Origin of the sequence: Janthinobacterium sp. SUN100 (assembly GCF_030397705.1) — a bacterium.
GTDB lineage: Bacteria > Pseudomonadota > Gammaproteobacteria > Burkholderiales > Burkholderiaceae_D > Janthinobacterium > Janthinobacterium kumbetense.
In genome coordinates this window covers 302,973-322,455 of sequence record NZ_JAPUBU010000002.1, presented here as the reverse complement: position 1 = coordinate 322,455, position 19,483 = coordinate 302,973, and the positions used below count along the sequence as shown (strand labels likewise).

Genomic DNA, 19,483 nt, shown 5'->3' with positions numbered 1-19,483 from the left:
CGGCACAGACACCCTTGATGATCAGGAGTTCAGCATGGCATACACAGGTTTGAGAATTCACCCGGCCATCGGCATCGCCCGCGTCGGCAACAGCGAAGAATACTATCTGGGCCCGGAAAGCCTGGCCGGCATGCCGCTCGATGGCCAGGATGGCACGGGAGGCTTGCCGATCCGGCCCGGCACGGAAGACACGACCATCGCCAGCACCGAATTGCGCGACGCCGGCGGAAAGCTCAAGCGGCAGGCGGCCCGCTTCCGCATTTACCAGTATGCGTTCGACGCGGCGGACGGCGTGGAAAGCTACCCGCTGGGCCGGCGGGGCGCGGCGGCCGAAGTGGCCATCGGCAGCATGGTCGATGGCAAGATCGTCAAGGACATCGTCTGGACCGTGCACCTGGCCAACAAGAAAGCCAATAGCTGGGAGGGCGGGGACGGCGTGGCGCCGTTTGAAAACCAGCGCGCGCCGGCCCTGCGCAATCCGGCCTTCGGCACGCCAGGCTCGCCGCACTTCGGCACGCCGGCCGACCCGCTGCGCCTGAAGCTGCTGGTCATCGATCCCGGACCGCGCACCGTGCAGGCTTCGCGCCAGGGCGTGCAGCAGTTCGACACATCGACGCCGCCGTCGTGCGCGGATGCGGCCAGCGGCGCCGTGCGCAGCCTGCCCGACTATCCCGTGTCGTTCCCGCGCGGCGGGCAGCCTGGCGCGCCGGCGCAGGGCCCTGGCGCCATCATCGCCTCGCTGGGCGCCATCACGACGGAAAAGAATGGACGATTGCTGGTGCTGGGCGGCTATGGCAAGGCCTGCGGCTTCGACGCGCAAGGCAATTATTCGGCCGCCGCCGTCCTGCACGACAATGTCAACAACGACAACTGGTTCGATGACGTGGCCGATGGTCCCGTCACGGCCATGCTGCTTTTTGCCGACGGCACGGCGCGCAGCGTCGAGGGCGGCGCCTGGGTGATCTCGAGCGACCCGTCGTACGCGCCGCAAACGGCGAACGTCGTATCGCTGTGGGACGACCTGTATTGCACCTGGCTGGAAAAGATGGCGCTGCGACCCGCCGTCCATGCGGACGGCCGCTACCAGGCGGGCTACCGGAGCAATTTCCGCACCGATGTCCAGCCCATCCTGCGCGCGGCGTCGCTGCAGCGCTGGACGACCAGCTTGCCGGCCAGGGCGATCAAGGAGCACGACTTGCTGGGCAAGATGAAGGCGGAAGGCCTGACCTACCCGATCATGAATTTCATCCGCCATCCCGACCAGACGGGCGCGCCGTCGCTGAAGCCGCAAATGCCGCTGTCGCTGGGCGATGCGGGCAGCAGCCTGCTGACCCTGACCCGGGCCCAGTATTTTTTCATGGACCAGTGGGCACATGGCCAGTATGTGGCCGACAGCGGTGATTTCCTGCTGGGCGCGGGCGAAGCGCTCGACCGTACGGTCCTGTTCAACTGCCTGGGCGGCCGCTACAGCCCCGGCATCGAGATGGGTTTTATCGTGCGCGACCCCGGCCTGTACCGGCAGGCGTGGCGGCGCCATGATGCTGGCGGCCCGTTCCGCCTCAATGCGCAGCATCTCGATTACGTGGCCGCCGTCAGGGACCAGCCATTCCTCGGCGCCGGCTACATGCCGCTGCGCGGCGGCGAGGTGCAGCCCGGCGACGTGTCGAAGTTCATGGCCTTGCCGTGGCATACCGATTACAACTCGTGCGCCACGCATTTGCCCGATCCGAATCCCGGCGGCACGGTGCTCAATAACCAGCAGGCGATCGATGCGGCCACGGCGCTCAATGGCAATGGCTACAATACCTTGCTGTATTCCTCCTGGCCGGCGCAGCGGCCCGTGGCCGTGTACACCTACGACGACGTTGTCGCCAACGGCGGCGAATTGACGACGCCGCGCTATTCCGTGCGCGGCAAGGGCACGCGGGCAGATGGGCTGCCATCGGCCACCCCGGAGAATGCGGAAATCGACCGGCCCGCCATGCATGTGGGCCGCTACCAGGACCGCGCGCAGTTCCTGCTGAACTGGCACCGCATCGGCGTGGTCGTGCAAAGCACGGCGATTGCGCGCAAGGCGGGCGAAAAGGCCATCTGCAAGGATTACTACCTGGAAGTCGAAAGCCTGTTCGACAGCGATGAAAGCAACCTGGTCGAGTATTGGCGCAACACGGCCATCGACAAGGTGTACCGGCCGAAGCCGCAGCCGAAACCGAAGCCCTGATGGCGGCGGTTGCAGACAGTCCCGGCGCGGCAGGGCCATCGCAGCAGCGCTACCGGGTCGCCATCATCGGCGGCGGCCCGGCCGGCTGCGCCTGCGCGCTGGCGCTGGCGCAGCATGGCGTGCACGACGTGCTCGTGGTCGAGGCGGGCGACTACGCTCAATTTCGTATCGGCGAGAGCATTCCGCCCGAAGCCAACCGTCTGTTCCAGGCGCTGGGCATTGCGCAGGATTTTTTCGCCGAGGCGCACGCGCCTTGCCATGGCAGCTGTTCCTGGTGGGGTAGCGACAAGCGCGGCTACAACGACGCGCTGCTGCATCCGCTGGGCCATGGCTGGCACCTGGAGCGTTCCCGTTTCAATGGCTTCCTGGCGCGCCAGGCGCGCTTGCGCGGGGCGGAGGTGCTGCTGCGCGCCAGCCTGGCCGCGTCGGCTCCGGCGCAAGGCGGCGGTTTTACCCTGGAATTGATGCTGGGCGATCTCGCGCACCCGCGACCGGCCAGCATCCATGCCGATGTGGTGGTCGACGCCAGCGGCACGCGCGCCGTCTTCGCGCGCCAGCACGGCAGCCGCAAGGTCGAAACGCTGCCGCTGGTCTGCCTGGCCATGCGCTTCGCCGCGCCCGACGGCCCCCGTTCCGGCCTGACGCACCTGGAAGCGGTCGAACACGGCTGGTGGTATGGCGCCCATCTGCCCGACGCCACCATGCTGCTGGCGTTCTACAGCGACGCGGCCACCGTCAAGGCGCGGCGCTTGCAGCATGCCGCGCACTGGCTGGAAGGGCTGGCGGCCGCGCCCAATACGGCAGCGCTGGCCCGCGGCGCGGTGCCGCTGGCAGGCGGCGTGCAGAGTTTTCCCGCGCCGTCCTACTGCCTCGAGCAACTGCATGGCGACGGCTGGCTGGCCATCGGCGACGCCGCCTCGGCCTACGATCCTGTCACCTCGCAAGGCATCGTCAAGGCGCTCGCCAACGGTATGGCGGCCGCTGGCGCCATCGCCGGCCACGCCACCCTGGACGCGGTGGCGCAGACGGTGGCGCAGCGCTACGCCGATTACCTGGCGCAGCGCCAGCAGTACTACGGTTGGGAGCAGCGCTGGCCCGCCGCACCGTTCTGGCGCCAGCTGCATGCGGATGCGGGTGCTCTAGCGGATTAACGGCGCTGCGCTTCGCGTTCGAGCGTATCCCTGCCGATGATCTTCAGGCTGGTGCCGCCCTTGAACGGCAGCGCTTCCTCGCTGCCCGCCGTCTGGATGCCGGCCGAGACGCCGATTTCGGCCGTCACATCGACGAATTCCGTACGGAACATGCGCAGCTCGGTATGCTTGATGACGCTTTGCAGCGCAATCGACTGGCCCGGCGCGATGGGGGTGAAGGCGCGCTTGAGCGCGTGATTGGCCAGGCCCGTCTTCAATACCTGGCTTTGTTCGCTCGCGTTGTCGATCAGGCGCATATTGGGACCCCGCGCTTGCATGTACTGAAGCGGATAGCCGACTTCCCCATTGCCGATATTCTTGATGACCACCTCGATGCGCATGTCGCTGCCCGTGAAAATGCAGGCTGGATTATCGATGCAGTGGGCGCTGATGGAGAGGATGTCGTTCGGCATGGCGTTTCCTGGGAGTTGTAGGGACACTGCGAGCAGTGCGATTAGGAGCCGTTCAGGATGATATCGCATTTGATCTGCCGTCCTATTTTCGTCCGTAGCAAGTCCTGCACTTCGATGGCGATCTGCCAGGCATGCCGGTCACGGATGACGATGGAGCCGGCCGAGTTCATGATGTTGGCAGCGGCCGGTTCCGGTTCCTCATCGTCCGAGAGCGAAGGCACGGGCGCATCCCAGCTGCCGTCCGGCTTCTTGTATTTGACGGTCTCGTCGTCTCCTTCCACATACGAGTATTCATCCGGCAGGCCATAGCAGTGACCGAACTCATGGGCGTGTGTCTGGCCATCGGTCGAGGCGGACACGTCGATGATGGTACCCGTCACGCTTTCGCGGTCGTAGCGTTTGTGGATCTGCATGACGTAATGCTCGTTGCTCTCCACATAAACGACGCGGTAGATGATGGGCAGGGTGCGCGTGCCGCATTCCGGATCGCTGATTTTCATCTGGAATTTATTGTTCCAGTGGCTTTCCAGCCCCGTGGTGGCGATGCCCTTGACGTACTTGATGACGGCGGCGCGCTGCTTGGCCCGCGTGGCGGCCTGCGGGGTACCCTTCTCGCGCTCTTCCAGCGCCTGGTCGGCCGGCTCGAGCACCGTGATCACCTTGACGCGCAATTCGGCGATGATGCCGGTATTCGACTTGACGGGCACGTAGATCTTGTAGCGCACGGTGTCGAAATAGTTATGCGGCGCGCCAGTGGCGCCGAAGGTGTTGTTGTAGCGCGGCACGCTGGAGACGCTAATCTCCTTTTCATAGTCGGCGATCCAGCAGGCGGGGCGCTTGATCAGCACTTCCTTGCGCTGTTTGTTGTCGACGGGGCTGGTGCTGGACGTGCCCGTTGCCTTGAATTTCGGCTCGGGTGCGGGCGGCGTCTTGGCCGTCGTGCCGGGCGCGGGCGACTTGGCGCGCGTATCCGGCCTGGGTGCAGGAGCCTGGTCAGGGCTGTTCTCCGTCTCGGGCAACTGGCCCGGCGACTTGAGCAGTTCGATCACCAGTGCCTCGACGGCGGCAGCGGCCACGATGTGGGTCAGGCCCCTGGCGTCCGTCATGCCCGTTTCGATGCTGCCATCGGCGCGCTTGACGCGATACGGCTGGCGCGCCATCAGTTCGCCCGTGTCGCGGTCTTTCAGCACGAAGCCTTCGTCGAACAGTTTCAAGCGGCTGTCCGGCAACGGCGGCAGGCCGGCCGCGGCGCTGGCGCCGCCATTGAAGAGATGCTGCCCGCCCTTGACCGTAAAATGGCCGGGGCAGCGGAAGGTGATGTCGCCGCCTTCGAGCGTGATCGAGGATTGTCCCGCCTGCAAGACGATTTTCTGGTTGGCCTTGATGTCGATGCTGTCGCTCACGGAGATCACCGTGACGGCTTGATCGGCGAGGATTTCCAGCTGGTCGGTATGTGCTTCGAGCGAGACGGGGCCATTGCCAGCGACGGCCTTGATGCCGCCTTCCTGGCTGAACAGCGTGGCCGCGTTGGCCGCCACCGAGGCGACCGTCTGGCCGGCCGTCATGTGCAGGTCGGCCTGCGCCGTCCAGTGCAGCTGCTGGCCCGCGAACAGCACGGTCGATGCGGGCGTGGCCCAGTTGATGCTGCTGGGCGACTCCATCAGCACGAGCGGCTGGGCGTAGCGTTCCACGGGCTGCGCCGTATCGGGCGCGCGCGTGCCGCTGCCCGCCTTGCTGGCTTCCTGGCCGCCGACACTGGCCTGGTACTTGCCGTCCTGCTGCGGGTCGATCTGCTTCGCCATGTCCAGCTGCGCCTGGTTCGCATCCTTGCTGACGAGGGCTTTTTGCTGGCTTGCCGATGTCGCCACCGCCTTGCTCAGTTCACAGGCGCCGCGCAGCAGGGCCAGCGCCTCCCTGGTGTCGAGCTGGCTCGACGCCACGCCAGCGCCCTGGCGCGCGCGCGCCGTGGTCGAGAGCAGTACGCCTTCGCCGGCGCGCAACATGGCCCAGGCATCGGTGCGCAACTCAAAGCCGCTGCCGCGGTAGCTGCCCCGTTGCGCCGAACTGGCGCCTTGCTGCACCAGGTAGCCCAGATTGAGCTCGGTGGCGGCGCTGCTCGACGCGAGCCGGGTGCGCAGCTGGCCCTGGGTATCGTCCAGTACCCACTGGTTGTAACCGGCGCCATCGAAATTGTGGCTGTGCATGCCCGACAGGGCGCCCGCGTGGTTGACGCCCGAATCCTCGCCGGCCGCATACGGCGGTGTGTCGCTGCCCGTGTAGAGCTGGGCGACGACCAGCGGGCGGTCCATGTCGCCTTCGATGAAGTCGACCAGCACTTCGGTGCCGAGGCGCGGCGTGAATTGCGAACCCCAGTTCGGGCCAGCCAGCGCTTCGGCCACGCGCACCCAGGCGCCAGACGCCTCGTTGCCGGGCGCGTTGCCCTGCTGGTCGGTGTTGTGCGCCAGGCCGCCGGGATTGGCGGCGCTGCCGCGCTGCCAGGCAAACTGGATGCGCACCTGGTGGTCGCGGCCCGTGGTGGCCACGCTGTCGGCCAGGCCCACCACCAGTGCCGTCTGCGGACCCAGCGCCACGGCCGGCGCACGCGCGGCGGTGGCGCGCGGCACGATGGCCACGCTGGTGCGCACGCAGCCGAAGCGGTTGCGGTAGGTGCCCGGCTCGATCTGGCCGGCGATCCAGTCGGCCACGCCGCCCAGGCCGGCCGTCCTGGCCAGCTTCGACAGCATGCCGCCCAGGCTGGCGCTGGCCGGTCCCGTATTGTTGCGCGCCTGGTGCTCCGCCCACAGCACGGTGAAGGCGTTGGCGCCATCGGCATGCTGCTCGTGCTGCAGCAGGCGCATGGCGTGGCCGGCGGCCAGGCGGCGCACGGCGCCGGCGCCGTCGAACTGCTTGTTGTCCAGCTCCAGGGCTTGCAGCATGCGCTCGCTGTGCGGCCCGGCCGCCGCGCGGTCGGCGTGCAGGCGCTCGCCGGCACCGTCATACACGGCCAGCTGCGGCAATTGCCCGGCCTCCAGGCTGGAGACTTGCTCGGCGGCGGGCGCCGTCACCTGCGCTGGGTCCCAGCTGCTGATGCTGACGGCGTTCGACTGCACCTGGCGGCGCGCGCCGAAGCGGTCGATGGCGTCGTCGGTATCGGTGGCGCGCACGCCGTGAAAGCGCATGTCGGCGCCGCCCGGCGTCTGCGGCGCGGTGGCCTTGCTGTCGAAGATCACCAGTTTGTGCCTGGCCTGGGCCTGGCCATCGCCGCTGTCCTGCGCGCCGCCGGGCTGGTCGTGCTCGAAGCGCCAGCTCAGGCCTTCGGCAGCGAGCAGGCGCGCGAAGAAATCGAAGTCGCTCTCGCGGTACTGGGTGCAGATGGCGCGCGTGGCCAGCGTCTGGCTGACGTCGAATGCGAAGCGCAGCTGCGGGTAGTCGGCCAGCAGCTCGGTGACGATGTCGCGCGCATTCTTGTCCTGGAAAATGTAACTGTCGCGGCGCAGCCGCAGCAGGGCCAGGGCCGGCTCGAGGCGCAGCCGGTAGCGCGCCACGCCGCCGTCGGCGCCTAGCCAGGCGCAATCGGTGCAGATGCCGTGCCAGGCGCGCTGGCTGCCGTCGGGCTGCAGCAGGCACAGCGTCATTTCCTCGCCGATGAAGGAGGCCAGGTCCAGGCTGGCCGCGGTGCTCAGGGCGTCGACCTCGAAGCGGAACAGTTCATTGACGGCCTCGCGGCCCTCGAACTGTTCCGCCATCAGCGATTCCGGCTGCCCGGACTGCTGGGCCGTGGCCAGGGTGATGAGCCGTGCATGCTGGCTCAGGCCCGTGCCGAACTGGCCCGTTGCCGCGGGGGTTTGTTGTGCGTCGCCCATCACGGCAGGGTAATGCTCAGGTTAGCCACGCGCGGCGCCAGCTTGACGATGTCGTTGTAGGCATTGATCTGCGCTTGCGTCTGTTTGGCCAGCATGGTGCGCAGCCCCAGGTAGCCCAGTGCGCAGATCAGGGCGAACACCGAGCACAGTACCCATGGCGGCACGTTGTTGCGCAGCTTGTGGATGATCTGGTCGGGCCGCTCCGCATGCGGGGCGAAGCCGGTTTTCTTGCCCTTCATCTGGGCGATTTCATCGCCCAGGCGCGCCGTCAGGTAATTGAGTTTTTCCTGGCCTTCGAGGATGTAGCGGCCCTGGAAACCCAGCAGCAGGCACATGTGGAAGACCTCGAGCGCCTGCAGGTGCGCGCTGCCGCGCGCGCGCAGCGCTTCGAGACGGATGAAGAAGTTTTCGCCGGCCAGCTGGTCGCCGAACAGCACCAGCTGCAACGGCCGCCGCGCCCATTCGTCGCGGATGCTGTAGGGCGAACGCAGGATGATTTCATCGACGGCCGCACAGAACGCATATTTGGCGGCGTCGATGTCGTCCGCCGACGCGCCCTGTTTTTTCGCACCGCGGCTGAACTCATCGAGGAAGTGCGTCATCTTGCTGATGAAATCAGCATTGTCTTGCGGTCCGCTGCCGTTCTTCAGCATGAACAGGGCGTAAAAACCGTCGTACATCAAGTCCATCAAGGTGTGTTCGGTGCCGGGGCCGGCAGCCATGCTGGCGGCATAGGCGGCCTGGCTGCCGGACATCAGGGAAGGGGGGGCGCTGGAGTGCATCGTTGGACCTCAGGAAGTGACGGCGACAAGTTCGAGTTTCAGTTCACGCATGCCGGAAGGGACATACACCAGCAGCGACTGCGCCTGCAGCATGCGTTCGTACATCTGGCCCTTGGCCTCGATGGTGAAATAAAACATGTCGGGACGTACCGGCACGGCGGCCGGCACCTGCGGCGCATGCTGCAGGCGCACCCCGGGCAGGGCGGACAGGACGAATTTTTCCACGTCGTCGGGCGCGCCCACCTTGAAGCGCAGCGGCACCACGTCGACCAGTTCCACGCCGGCCATGTCGGCGGACACGCCCAGGTAGAACGCCGTCTTGGCATCGATCTTTTCCGAGTCCAGCTTGCCGTGATGGTAGGACGGCTTGGTTTCCGTCAGCGCGATGGCGAAGTATTTCGACGAGATCACGGTGTCGAGCAATTCGCGGATCATGGCGTGCAGCTGGGCGAACGAGGGTCCGGGATCGGCATGCCGGTACGGCGGCAGGTCGGCCAGCGCATGGCTGCGTGAAAAGGTCATCAAGCCGCCGGCCAGGGCCAGCAGCTGTTCGTACAGGCGCTCCGGATGCAGCGCCGGATGATGGAAGTAGTGGCTGAGCGAGGCGTAGGCCGCGCTGGCCGTATGCAGCAGCCAGAACGAGGACATGTCGCCGGAGCGAAATTCGATCACGCTCTTGCTCGGCTCGCGGTGATGCCCATACAGCGCGTTGACCTTGGCCTGCAGCGCGTCGATCAGGCGGCGCAGCTGCAGGAACAGCAGGGGCGCGCTGCGGATGGACAGGCTGGGAGGCACGAAGGCCGGATCCTGCTCGAAGCCGCCCGTCGACAGGCGCCGCAGGCGCAGCAGGGGGAAGCTGACGTAGGAATCGCGCGGTTCGGCATCGGCGACCAGGCGCAGGGTTTTTTTCAGGTAGGTCAGTTCGGCCTGCGCGGCCTGGGTGTACAGGTCCGGCGTGCTGAGATTGGCCTGGGCGTAGCGCGCCGCGTTGTTGGGCTGGCCGCTGGCGGCGAAGTTGCCGCCGAATGGCTTGAAAGCCGGCAAGGCGGCGTGGAAGGTCACCGATTGCAGCGACGACGGCAAGTTGCCCAGGTCGAGCGCGTCGGGCAGGTCGTCGCTTCCGGCGGCGTTGTAGATTTCGCCGTCCTGGAAGACCAGCGACAGTTCCAGCAGGCGCAAGCTGTTGTTGGCCAGCGCATCGCGGTCGATCTGCAACTGGTTCACGCCCCACGCATACGGGTGCAGCGCCTTGACGCTCTCGTGCAGGCGCTGTTCGTGGTACTGGTCTTGCTGCTGGAAATGCTGGGGCCGCAGGAACAGCCCTTCGCCCCATAACAATTTGTTTGCCATGCTCATGAATTGCCCTCTATGCCAGACACAGTGAGGCGCGCGGCAGCGACTGAAAATCATGCTTCGCATCGCGCAACTTGGTGCTTTTTTCGCAACTGCAAGAACCTTAACATTATCTTGAGGAATGGTGCGTACGGTACGTTTTTAGCGTGAGTAGTGTGAGTTTTCGCGTATTTTCTATCGAACGCAGTGAATTTTGAAATCATGCTACGCTCCGAAAAATAAACAATTGGCAACTATAAAAAGCAACTTTTCAATCGCCAAAACCGTCTTCTTTTTTGAAGGAAAGCTCAACATGACACGCCCGGTTTCGCTATGCACGCTTGCAGTTATCGCCTGTGCTTTTACCCTCAGCGCCTGCAGTACGGCGCCGGTGGCCAAGCCGCCGCCCGTCGTGGCGCCGACGCTGGAAGAACTGATGGCCAAGGCCACGCAGGCGGTGGACACGGGCAACAAGGCGGCGGCGCTGGCGCTGTGGCAAGAGGCGGCCGCCGCGGCGCCCGCCGACAAGCAGCCCTGGGTGCGCATGGCGCAAAGCCGCTACGATGCGGGCCAGTATGGTGAAGCCATCCTCAATGCCCAGGAAGTGCTGGTGCGCGATCCTGCCGACAAGCTGGCCAACAGCGTGATCGCCATCAGCGGACTGCGCCTGTCGACGCGGGCGCTGGCCGACCTGAGCCGCCAGAACAACCTGTCCGGTCCGCTGCGCGCGGAATCGCAGGATCTGGCCAAGCTGCTGCGCGAGAGCCTGGGTGAAACCGTGCTGGTGCCGCCGCCGGACAAGCCGCCCGTGCGCGCGTCGCGCAAGCAGCCAAGCAAGCGCACTGCCGATGAGGGCAGCGCCAATCCATTCAATGCCCTGAAGTAGCCAGCCAGGCACAGGTACGCCGCAGTTCAACAGGCGCATCGCCGATGCCGCCAATATTTGGGAAGGGGATGTCATGTCGAAAAAAGATAGTGTGCAGAAGCGCTTGCAAAAGGTACGCCCGCCACGCGTGCAGATGACCTATGACGTCGAGATCGGCGACGCCATCGAAAACAAGGAGCTGCCCTTCGTGGTGGGCGTGGTGGGCGATTTCGGCGGCAATTCCGAACTCGAGCAGAAGCGCCTGAAGGACCGCAAGTTCGTCGATATCGACCGCGACAATTTCGATGAAGTGATGAAGGGCATCGAGCCGCGCGCCACCTTCCGCGTGCCGAATGAACTGGGCGCCGCTGGCGGCCAGTTCGGCGTCGAGCTGAAATTTCGCGCGATCGCCGATTTCCGCCCGGAAGCGGTGGTCGAGCAGGTCGAGCCGCTGCGCAAGCTGCTTGAGGCGCGCACCAAGCTGGCCGACCTGCGCAACAAGCTGGCCGGCAACGACAAACTGGAAGACATCCTGAATGACGTGCTCAACAGCACGGAAAAACTGGCCCAGCTGGAACAACATTCCCACGTCAGGAAAGATTGATATGTCCGCACAACTGACCCCCGCATTGAGCGCTGCTGGCGCCGCCGAAATCGACTTGCTCGACCAGATCGTCGAGCAGAGCAAGGTGGCCAAGTCCAGCGTCGAACACGCCCGCGCCAAGGATCTGATTTCCGAACTGGTCAGCCAGGTCATGGATGGCACGGTGGTGGTATCGAATAACCTGGCCGCCACCATCGATGCCCGCGTGGCCGAACTGGACCAGCTCATTTCCGCGCAGCTCAGCGCCATCATGCACGCGCCCGAATTCCAGAAGCTGGAAAGCAGCTGGACGGGCCTGCACTACCTGGTGAAGAACACGGCCACCGGCACGAATCTGAAAATCAAGATGATGAACGCGACCAAGCGCGAGCTGGTCAAGGATTTCCAGAGCGCGCTGGAGTTCGACCAGTCGACCATGTTCAAGAAGGTCTACGAGGAGGAATTCGGCACCTTTGGCGGCGCGCCGTTCGGCACCTTGCTGGGCGACTTCGAATTCAGCCGCCAGCCGGAAGACATGTATTTCATCGAGCAGATGTCGCACGTGGCCGCCGCCGCGCACGCGCCGTTCATCTCGTCCGCCTCGCCGGAACTGTTTGGGCTGGAAAGCTACAGCGACCTGGGCAAGCCGCGCGACCTGGCCAAGGTCTTCGACACGGTCGAGTATGCGAAGTGGAAATCCTTGCGCGAATCGGAAGATTCGCGCTACGTGGGCCTGACCTTGCCCCGCTTCCTGGGCCGGCTGCCGTTCAATCCGCTCGATGGCGCCACCGTCGACGGCTTCAATTTCGTCGAGGACGTCGACGGCACCGACCACCAGAAATACCTGTGGTGCAATGCCGCCTACGCGTTCGGCACCAAGCTGACGGCCGCCTTCGAGGATTACGGCTGGTGCGCGGCGATCCGCGGCGTGGAAGGGGGCGGCCTGGTGGAAGACTTGCCGACGCATACCTTCAAGACGGACGAGGGCGAGGTGGCGCTGAAATGCCCGACCGAGATCGCCATTACGGACCGCCGCGAAAAGGAATTGAGCGACCTGGGCTTCATCTCCCTCGTGCACTGCAAGAACACGGACTATGCCGCGTTTTTCGGCGCCCAGTCGGCGCAGAAGGCGAAAAAATACAATACCGACGCCGCCAACGCGAACGCCGTGCTGTCGGCGCAGCTGCAATACATCTTCGCCGTGTCGCGCATCGCCCACTACATGAAGGCCATGATGCGCGACAAGATCGGCAGCTTTGCCGCCGCCTCCAACGTGGAAGATTTCCTCAACCGCTGGCTGACGCAGTACGTGCTGCTCGACGATAACGCCAGCCAGGAACAGAAGGCCCAGTTTCCGCTGCGCGAAGCCTCGGTGCAGGTGGCGGAAGTGCCGGGCCGGCCCGGCGTGTACCGCGCCGTGTCCTTCCTGCGTCCGCATTTCCAGCTCGACGAATTGTCCGTTTCACTCCGTTTGGTCGCGGAGCTTCCGCAGTCGACCAAATCGTAATGTATTTTTCTTCACACCCTTGAAAGGAATAACATGGCAATCGACGTATACTTGCAAATTGATGGCATCAAAGGCGAATCCACGGATAACAGCCACAAAGATTGGATCGAATGCAAGTCGGTCCAGTGGCAGGTGTTGCAACCCAAATCGGCGACCGCCTCGACGGGCGGCGGCCATACCGCCGAACGTACCGAGCACAAGGATATCGTCATCGCCAAGATGGCCGATCTCGCCAGCCCTCTGCTACTGCAGACTTGCTCTTCTGGTAAGACCATCCCGAAAGCCAAGCTCGAGTTCCTGCGCGCCGATGGCCAGGGCGAGCGCATCAAGTACTTCGAGATCGAACTGGAGAATGTGATGATCAGCAGCGTGGCGCCATCGGTGGCCGCGGGCGACATTCTCGGCGAAGACCTGGCACTCAAGTATTCGAAGGTCAAGTGGAAGTACACGCAGCAAAAAGTGGGTGGCGGTTCGGGCGGCAACACCTCCGGCGGCTGGGACCTGTCGGCGAACAAGACAGCCTGACCGCATCTGACCGCGTACGCCAGCGGCGCGCTGCCGCCGCTGGCTTTCCTGGCCGCCGGCAGCGGCGTCCACGTCACCCATGAAACGGGAAGTCCATGAAAGGTTTTACGCCGGGCCTGTTCGACCGCCTGATGGATACGCCCGTGCACGGCGCCTCCAGCGGCACCGTCTCGCGCCTCTCGCTCGAGGACTTGAAAGACACCGTGGCGCGCGACCTCGAAGCGCTGCTCAACACGCGCGCCGTGCTGCCCGAGGCGCTGCTCAAACCCTTTCCCGAGTGCGGCAAGTCGATCATCACGTACGGCTTGAACGATTTCGCCGGGCTTAGCCTGTCGAGCACGGACGACCGCGCCTATATCTGCCAGTGCCTGGAAAAGGCCATCGCCCGCCATGAGCCGCGCTTGCGCCAGGTGCGCGCGTCGCTGGAAATCGAGGAAGGCTCGATCAACCGCCTCAATTTCGCCATCAGCGCGCTGCTGGTGGTGCATGCGGCGCACGAACCGGTCAGCTTCGACGCCATCCTGCAGCCTTCCAGCCTGCATTACACGATCAGCAAGGGGCGCCGTGCCGCGTCCACGGGAGCCTGACCTTGGATGAATTGCTGCCCTATTACGAGCGCGAACTGGGTTTCCTGCGCCGCTATTCGCGCGAGTTTTCCGAGCGCTACCCGAAGATCGCCGGCCGCCTGCTGATGGGCGGCGAGGTGTGCGAAGACCCGCACATCGAGCGCATGATCCAGTCGTTCGCGCTGCTCAATTCGCGCATCTCGAAGCGCATCGACGACGATTATCCCGAATTTACCGAAGCGCTGTTCGAAGTGCTGTATCCGCATTACCTGCGGCCGTTCCCCTCGTGCTCGATCGCGCGCATGGATTACGGCGCCGCGGCGGCGCAGCTGACGGCGCCTGCGGAAATCGCCCGCGGCACGGAGCTGACGACGCGCCCCGTGAAAGGCGTGGCCTGCACCTTCCGTACCGCCTACCCCGTGACGGTGGCGCCGCTGGCGCTCACGCATGCTGCTTTTTCCGCCATCATCGAGGCGCCGGAACAGGTGCTGCTGCCGGCGAATGCCACCTCGGGCGTGCGCATCACCATCGAGTCGAGCGCCGCGCAGCTGTCGCTGGGCCAGCTGGGACTGGCGTCGCTGCGCGTGTTCATCGATGGCCAGCCCTCGTTTTGCGCGGCGCTGCGCGACGCCCTGTTCATGCGCACCGTGAAGGCCTATGTTGAGGCGGACGGCAGCGGCAGCTGGGTCGCGCTCGACGGCATTCCCGTGCGCAGCGCCGGCTTTGCCGAGGACGATGCACTGATCCCGTTTTCCGCCCGCTCGCATCCGGCCTACCGGCTGCTGACCGAGTATTTCTGCTTTCCCGAAAAATTCAATTTCTTCGACATCGACCTGGGCGCGCTGTGCGCCGCGCTGCCGTCCGGCTGCCGCCGCATCACCTTGCACCTGGCGCTGAGCGGCTTGCGCACCGATTCGAACACGGCGCGCCTGCTGGGGACGATGAACACGCACAACCTGCTGCTGGGCTGCACGCCGGTGGTCAACCTGTTCCGCCTGCGCGGCGAGCCCATCCGCCTCACGCACACGGCCGCCAGCTACCCCGTGCTGGCCGATGCGCGCCGCGCGTATGCGTTCGAGGTGCAGGCCATCGACTCGGTGAAGCTGGTGCGGCAGACGCCGCAGGGCGAATCCGTGGTGGAATTCCGCCCATTCTATTCGCTGCGCCATGGCGAGACCCCGGCCAGGGATGGCCACTACTGGGTCATGCGGCGCGACGAGATCATCGCCAGCAAGAGTCCTGGCTACGAAATGCAGATTTCGATTGTCGACATCGATTTCGATCCGGCCGCGGTGGAAACGGACACGCTCAGCCTGGAGCTGAGCTGCACCAACCGCGACTTGCCGGCGCAGCTGACCTACGGCTTGCACGGCGGCGACCTGTTCCTCGAGGGCGGCTCCAGCGTGCGCAGCATCAGCCTGCTGCGCAAACCCAGCGAGTCGCACCGTTTCGAACGGGGAAGGGGCGCCCACTGGCGGTTGATTTCGCATCTGTCGCTGAATCACCTGTCGCTGGCCGGCAGCGGCCTGGAAGCGTTCCAGGAAATGCTGGCACTGTACGACTTGCCGCGCTCGGCCACGTCGCAGCGGCAAATCCGCGGCATCACGGCCATCGCCCACCAGGCCGCCAATGCCTGGCTGCCAGGCAATCCCTTCGCTTGCCTGGTGCGCGGCGTCGAAGTGCGGCTGACGATAGATGAAGAGGCCTTCGTCGGCAGCGGCATCCACGCCTTTGCGCATGTGATCGAGTGCTTCCTGGGCTTGTATGTGCATGCGAACAGCTTCACGCAGCTGGTGGTGCTGGCAAAAAAATCAGGAGAGGAGCTGTGGCGATGCAAACCACGCAGCGGCGATTCGAGCCTAGTGTAATCGAGCGCCTGTTCGCCCAGCCTTGCCGCTTCCAGTACTTCCAGGCGGTACGCATGCTGGAGCTTTGGCTCAGGCGCAATGGCTTGCCGCACGACGATGCGGTGGCCAGTTTCCTGCGCTTCCAGAATTCCGTCTCGCTCGACTTCGCCCCCAGCCAGATCGAAGCGCTGGCGCCCGAACCGCGCGAACTGGCCACGGACTCCAACGCCCTGGGCGCGGCGCTGCGCAGCTCCCAGCTGAAATACGTGCGCGTCACGCCGGCCTTCATGGGTTTTCTCGGCGTCGCCGGCGCGCTGCCGCTGCACTATACGGAACGCATCGCCACGCACCAGCTGTATGAAAAGGACGAGGGGCCGCGCGCCTTCCTCGACACGTTCTCGAATCGCGCCCTGGCCCTGTTCTATGAAGCCTGGCGCAAGTACCGGCTGGAGCTCAAGTATCAGCTCGACGGCAAGGACCAGTTCCTGCCGCTGCTGCTGTCGCTGGCAGGGCTGGGCAACGCCTCGCTGCGCCAGCGCCTGGCGGGGGACGGCACGGGCGTGCTCGACGAATCGGTGGGCTACTTTGCCGCCGCCATGCGCCACCGGCCGCCGTCGGCTGTGATGATTGGCCAGGTGCTGTCCGAGTATTTCGGGCAGCGCATCGCCGTCAGCCAGTTTGTCGGCTGCTGGTACGACGTGCCGCGCGAGCAGCAAAGCACGCTGGGCGGCAGCAACGCCGTGCTGGGCGCTACCGCCATGGTCGGTGCGCGCGTCTGGCAGCGCGACCTGCGCCTGCGGCTGACCATCGGCCCCCTGGCCCGCCGCCACTTCGACGCTTTCCTGCCCGGCGGCGCGGCCGCCCTCGCGCTCGAGAAAATGCTCGCCATGTTCACCGGCCTGTGCCTGGAATACGAAGTGCAGCTGGTGCTGCGCGCCGCCGATGTGCAGGGCGTGGCGCTGGCAGTGCCGCGCAGCGGCGGGCGGCTGGGCTGGGACAGTTTCCTGATCACCGGCGGCGAGGCGTGCGACCGCGCCGATGTCCGCTATGAACTGCATGCGCCGGCTTGAGCGCGCCACTCCACCGATTTCGCCAACCATCACCCGACAAGGACCGCCGCCCCATGAGCATCAACCTGAAAACCCTGATCAGCAAGTTGAACGACACCTGCCGCACGGCTGCCACGCGCGCGGCCAGTCTGTGCGTCGGGCTGGGGCAGTATGAAGTCGACCTGGAGCATGTCTTCCTCGCCTTGCTGGAGCAGCCGCGCAGCGATTTCGTGCTGATTGCCCGCAGGAGCGGGGTCAGCGTGAGCATGCTGGAAGCGGATTTGCGCGCCGAAGTGGCGCGCCTGCAGACGGGCAACGCGCGCACGCCCGTGTTTTCCGTGCGTCTGCCGAAACTGTTCGAGCATGCCTGGCTGATCGCTTCGCTCGATTTGCGGGCCGGGCGGCAGGTGAGCATCCGCAGCGGTCACCTGCTGCAGGCGCTGCTGACTGAGCCGGAACTGGCGCAGCTGGCCTACCGGGGCTCGGCGCTGTTCCACGAATTCAAGCTCGACGAGATCAAGCACGGGCTCGACAAGCTGACCGAGGGTTCGCAGGAAGCCGGCGAGGCGGCTGCAGGGCAGGAGGCGGCGGGCGACGCCGGCGGCGATCCCGTGGGGGAATTGGCCGGCGCGGCGGCGTCGAAAACGCCGGCGCTGGACCAGTTCACCGTCAACCTGACGGCGCGTGCGCGCGCCGGCAAGGTCGATCCCGTGATCGGGCGCGACATGGAAATCCGCCAGGCGATCGATATCCTGATGCGGCGGCGCCAGAACAATCCCATCCTGACGGGCGAGGCCGGGGTCGGCAAGACGGCCGTGGTGGAGGGCCTGGCGCTGCGCATCGTGCAGGGCGACGTGCCCGACATCCTGCAGGGCGTGGAAATCCACACGCTGGACATGGGCCTGCTGCAGGCCGGCGCCAGCGTGAAGGGCGAGTTCGAGAACCGCCTGAAAAACGTCATCGCCGAAGTGGGCAAGAGCGCGCACGCCATCATCCTCTTCATCGACGAGGCGCACACGATGATCGGCGCCGGCGGCAGCGCTGGCCAGAATGACGCGGCCAACTTGCTGAAACCGGCACTGGCGCGCGGCGAGCTGCGCACCATCGCCGCCACCACGTGGGGCGAATACAAGAAATATTTTGAAAAGGATGCCGCGCTGGCGCGCCGCTTCCAGGTCGTCAAGATCGAGGAACCGAGCGAAGAGCTGGCATGCGCCATGTTGCGCGGCATGGCGCCGCTGATGGAACAGCATTTCAAGGTGCGCATCTTCGACGAGGCGATCACCGAAGCCGTGCGCCTGTCGCACCGCTACATCGCGGGCCGCCAGCTGCCGGACAAGGCCATCAGCGTGCTCGATACAGCCTGCGCCAGGGTGGCGCTGGGGCAGAGCGCCACGCCGGCCCTGCTCGACAGCGTGGCGCGCCGGCGCGAGCGCATCGATGCGGAAGCTTCGGCCCTGGCGCGCGAGGAGAGCGGCGGCGCGCGCCATGGCGCGCGGCTGCAGCAACTCGACGTCGAACGCGGCGCCGCCACGCAGGAACACGCGCAGCTGGCCGCGCGCTGGGATGGCGAAAAGGCGCTGTCGAAACAGATCCAGGCGATCCGCCGGCAGCTCGAGGAGGGCAAGCCGGCCGACGCGGGCCAGGGGCGCGAGCTGCTGGCGCTGCAGGCCGAGCTGGCGTCGCTGCAGGGCGAGACACCGCTGGTGCCGGTGCAGGTCGACGGCCACGTGGTGGCGGAAATCGTCGCCGGCTGGACCGGTATCCCGCTGGGCAAGATGGTCAAGGATGAACTCAAGACGGTGCTGCGGCTGAAGGACTTGCTGCAGGAGCGCGTGCTGGGCCAGCCCCACGCGATCGAGGCGGTGGCGCAGCGCGTGCGCACGGCGCGCGCCAACCTGGACGACCCGGACAAGCCGAAGGGCGTGTTCCTGTTCGTCGGCCCGTCCGGCATCGGCAAGACGGAAACGGCGCTGGCGCTGGCCGACGTCCTGTACGGCGGCGAACGCAAGCTCATTTCCATCAACATGAGCGAATACCAGGAAGCCCACAGCGTCTCGGGTCTGAAGGGTTCGCCGCCCGGCTATGTCGGCTATGGCGAAGGCGGCGTGCTGACCGAGGCGGTGCGCCGCAATCCATACAGCGTGCTGCTGCTCGACGAGGTGGAAAAGGCGCATCCTGATGTCATGGAGCTGTTCTTCCAGGTCTTCGACAAGGGCGTGATGGACGATGCCGAGGGACGCGAGATCGATTTCAAGAATACCATCATCATCCTGACCTCGAACGTGGCGTCGGCCACCATGATGCAGGCGTGCCTGAACCTGCCGCAAGAGCAGCTGCCGACGCCGGAGCAGCTGGAGCTGGCCATCCGCCCGCAGCTGCTGAAGGTCTTCAAGCCCGCGTTCCTGGGGCGCCTGAAGGTGATTCCCTATTATCCGCTCGGCGACGATGTGCTGGCCCGTATCATCGGCCTGAAGCTGGGCCGGATCGCGGCCCGCATCGCCGCCAATCACCAGGCCGAGTTCCTCTACGACGAGGCGCTGGTCGAGGCGGTGCTGGCGCGCTGCACCGAAGTCGATTCGGGCGCGCGCAATGTCGACAATATCCTGAATGGCAGCCTGCTGCCGGAAATCGCCGAAGCCGTGCTGGCGCGCATGGCGGAAGGGCAGGGCATCAGCCGCATCAAGGCCAGCGCCGGCAAGCAGGGGCAGTTCCGGTACACGATCAAATAGGCGTCTAG

Annotated in this window: 14 protein-coding genes; 10 read left to right on the top strand and 4 right to left on the bottom strand. The window is 65.6% G+C overall.

Annotated features, from left to right (window positions below):
- The first annotated feature begins 34 nt into the window (after positions 1-34).
- Both O0881_RS13700 and O0881_RS13695 read left to right on the top strand, forming a co-directional pair.
- Positions 35-2,221 carry a LodA/GoxA family CTQ-dependent oxidase gene (locus tag O0881_RS13700; protein WP_289911763.1) on the top strand — a complete coding sequence of 729 codons (2,187 nt, stop codon included), beginning with the start codon at positions 35-37 and terminating at the stop codon, positions 2,219-2,221.
- A complete protein-coding gene (locus O0881_RS13695; protein WP_289911762.1) occupies positions 2,221-3,372 on the top strand; it encodes an FAD-dependent oxidoreductase in 1,152 nt (383 codons plus the stop codon). Before O0881_RS13700 ends, O0881_RS13695 begins: the two co-directional genes overlap by 1 nt.
- Here O0881_RS13695 and O0881_RS13690 read toward each other — a convergent pair.
- From O0881_RS13690 to tssK, 4 genes are read right to left on the bottom strand one after another with little or no spacing between them, the layout of a single operon-like run.
- A complete protein-coding gene (locus tag O0881_RS13690; RefSeq protein WP_289911760.1) occupies positions 3,369-3,824 on the bottom strand; it encodes a hypothetical protein in 456 nt (151 codons plus the stop codon). The two genes, O0881_RS13695 and O0881_RS13690, sit on opposite strands and share 4 nt — an antisense overlap.
- A gap of 41 nt (positions 3,825-3,865) precedes the next feature.
- Positions 3,866-7,687: a type VI secretion system tip protein TssI/VgrG gene (gene tssI / locus O0881_RS13685; RefSeq protein ID WP_289911758.1), complete on the bottom strand. Its 3,822-nt coding sequence runs from the start codon at positions 7,685-7,687 to the stop codon at positions 3,866-3,868.
- Positions 7,687-8,469 carry a type IVB secretion system protein IcmH/DotU gene (gene icmH / locus O0881_RS13680; RefSeq protein ID WP_289911757.1) on the bottom strand — a complete coding sequence of 261 codons (783 nt, stop codon included), beginning with the start codon at positions 8,467-8,469 and terminating at the stop codon, positions 7,687-7,689. Before icmH ends, tssI begins: the two co-directional genes overlap by 1 nt.
- 9 nt (positions 8,470-8,478) lie before the next feature.
- Positions 8,479-9,825 carry a type VI secretion system baseplate subunit TssK gene (tssK, locus tag O0881_RS13675; protein ID WP_099664665.1) on the bottom strand — a complete coding sequence of 449 codons (1,347 nt, stop codon included), beginning with the start codon at positions 9,823-9,825 and terminating at the stop codon, positions 8,479-8,481.
- Positions 9,826-10,114: 289 nt separating this feature from the next.
- On the opposite strand from tssK, the gene O0881_RS13670 reads away from it, so the two are divergent.
- The 8 genes from O0881_RS13670 (at position 10,115) to tssH (ending at position 19,475) form a co-directional block, all read left to right on the top strand.
- The gene (locus tag O0881_RS13670) at positions 10,115-10,687 is read left to right on the top strand and encodes a hypothetical protein (RefSeq protein WP_257218664.1); all 573 of its coding nucleotides are present in this window, start codon (positions 10,115-10,117) and stop codon (positions 10,685-10,687) included.
- A 73-nt stretch (positions 10,688-10,760) separates the two neighbouring features.
- A complete protein-coding gene (gene tssB, locus O0881_RS13665; RefSeq protein ID WP_077402277.1) occupies positions 10,761-11,270 on the top strand; it encodes a type VI secretion system contractile sheath small subunit in 510 nt (169 codons plus the stop codon).
- A gap of 1 nt (position 11,271) precedes the next feature.
- The gene (tssC, locus tag O0881_RS13660; RefSeq protein ID WP_099664664.1) at positions 11,272-12,756 is read left to right on the top strand and encodes a type VI secretion system contractile sheath large subunit; all 1,485 of its coding nucleotides are present in this window, start codon (positions 11,272-11,274) and stop codon (positions 12,754-12,756) included.
- Positions 12,757-12,789: 33 nt separating this feature from the next.
- Positions 12,790-13,281 carry a type VI secretion system tube protein Hcp gene (locus O0881_RS13655; protein WP_035817450.1) on the top strand — a complete coding sequence of 164 codons (492 nt, stop codon included), beginning with the start codon at positions 12,790-12,792 and terminating at the stop codon, positions 13,279-13,281.
- A 95-nt stretch (positions 13,282-13,376) separates the two neighbouring features.
- On the top strand, positions 13,377-13,868 hold the full coding sequence (gene tssE / locus O0881_RS13650; RefSeq protein ID WP_035817453.1) for a type VI secretion system baseplate subunit TssE: 492 nt from the start codon (positions 13,377-13,379) through the stop codon (positions 13,866-13,868).
- 2 nt (positions 13,869-13,870) lie between these two features.
- Positions 13,871-15,715, top strand: coding sequence for a type VI secretion system baseplate subunit TssF (gene tssF, locus O0881_RS13645; RefSeq protein ID WP_289911755.1), 1,845 nt, complete (start codon positions 13,871-13,873; stop codon positions 15,713-15,715).
- Positions 15,679-16,764: a type VI secretion system baseplate subunit TssG gene (gene tssG / locus O0881_RS13640; RefSeq protein ID WP_289911753.1), complete on the top strand. Its 1,086-nt coding sequence runs from the start codon at positions 15,679-15,681 to the stop codon at positions 16,762-16,764. Before tssF ends, tssG begins: the two co-directional genes overlap by 37 nt.
- Before the next feature lie 53 nt (positions 16,765-16,817).
- The gene (tssH, locus tag O0881_RS13635) at positions 16,818-19,475 is read left to right on the top strand and encodes a type VI secretion system ATPase TssH (protein ID WP_289911751.1); all 2,658 of its coding nucleotides are present in this window, start codon (positions 16,818-16,820) and stop codon (positions 19,473-19,475) included.
- The last annotated feature ends 8 nt before the right edge of the window (positions 19,476-19,483 follow it).

Excerpts from the sequence above, each read along its gene's own strand:
- tssC (WP_099664664.1), top strand. The coding sequence starts at position 11,272 with ATGTCCGCACAACTGACCCCCGCATTGAGCGCTGCTGGCGCCGCCGAA.
- icmH (WP_289911757.1), bottom strand. The coding sequence starts at position 8,469 with ATGCACTCCAGCGCCCCCCCTTCCCTGATGTCCGGCAGCCAGGCCGCC.
- tssB (WP_077402277.1), top strand. The coding sequence starts at position 10,761 with ATGTCGAAAAAAGATAGTGTGCAGAAGCGCTTGCAAAAGGTACGCCCG.
- tssE (WP_035817453.1), top strand. The coding sequence starts at position 13,377 with ATGAAAGGTTTTACGCCGGGCCTGTTCGACCGCCTGATGGATACGCCC.
- tssK (WP_099664665.1), bottom strand. The coding sequence starts at position 9,825 with ATGAGCATGGCAAACAAATTGTTATGGGGCGAAGGGCTGTTCCTGCGG.
- tssH (WP_289911751.1), top strand. The coding sequence starts at position 16,818 with ATGAGCATCAACCTGAAAACCCTGATCAGCAAGTTGAACGACACCTGC.
- O0881_RS13670 (WP_257218664.1), top strand. The coding sequence starts at position 10,115 with ATGACACGCCCGGTTTCGCTATGCACGCTTGCAGTTATCGCCTGTGCT.
- tssI (WP_289911758.1), bottom strand. The coding sequence starts at position 7,687 with ATGGGCGACGCACAACAAACCCCCGCGGCAACGGGCCAGTTCGGCACG.
- O0881_RS13695 (WP_289911762.1), top strand. The coding sequence starts at position 2,221 with ATGGCGGCGGTTGCAGACAGTCCCGGCGCGGCAGGGCCATCGCAGCAG.
- tssG (WP_289911753.1), top strand. The coding sequence starts at position 15,679 with ATGCAAACCACGCAGCGGCGATTCGAGCCTAGTGTAATCGAGCGCCTG.
- O0881_RS13700 (WP_289911763.1), top strand. The coding sequence starts at position 35 with ATGGCATACACAGGTTTGAGAATTCACCCGGCCATCGGCATCGCCCGC.
- O0881_RS13655 (WP_035817450.1), top strand. The coding sequence starts at position 12,790 with ATGGCAATCGACGTATACTTGCAAATTGATGGCATCAAAGGCGAATCC.
- O0881_RS13690 (WP_289911760.1), bottom strand. The coding sequence starts at position 3,824 with ATGCCGAACGACATCCTCTCCATCAGCGCCCACTGCATCGATAATCCA.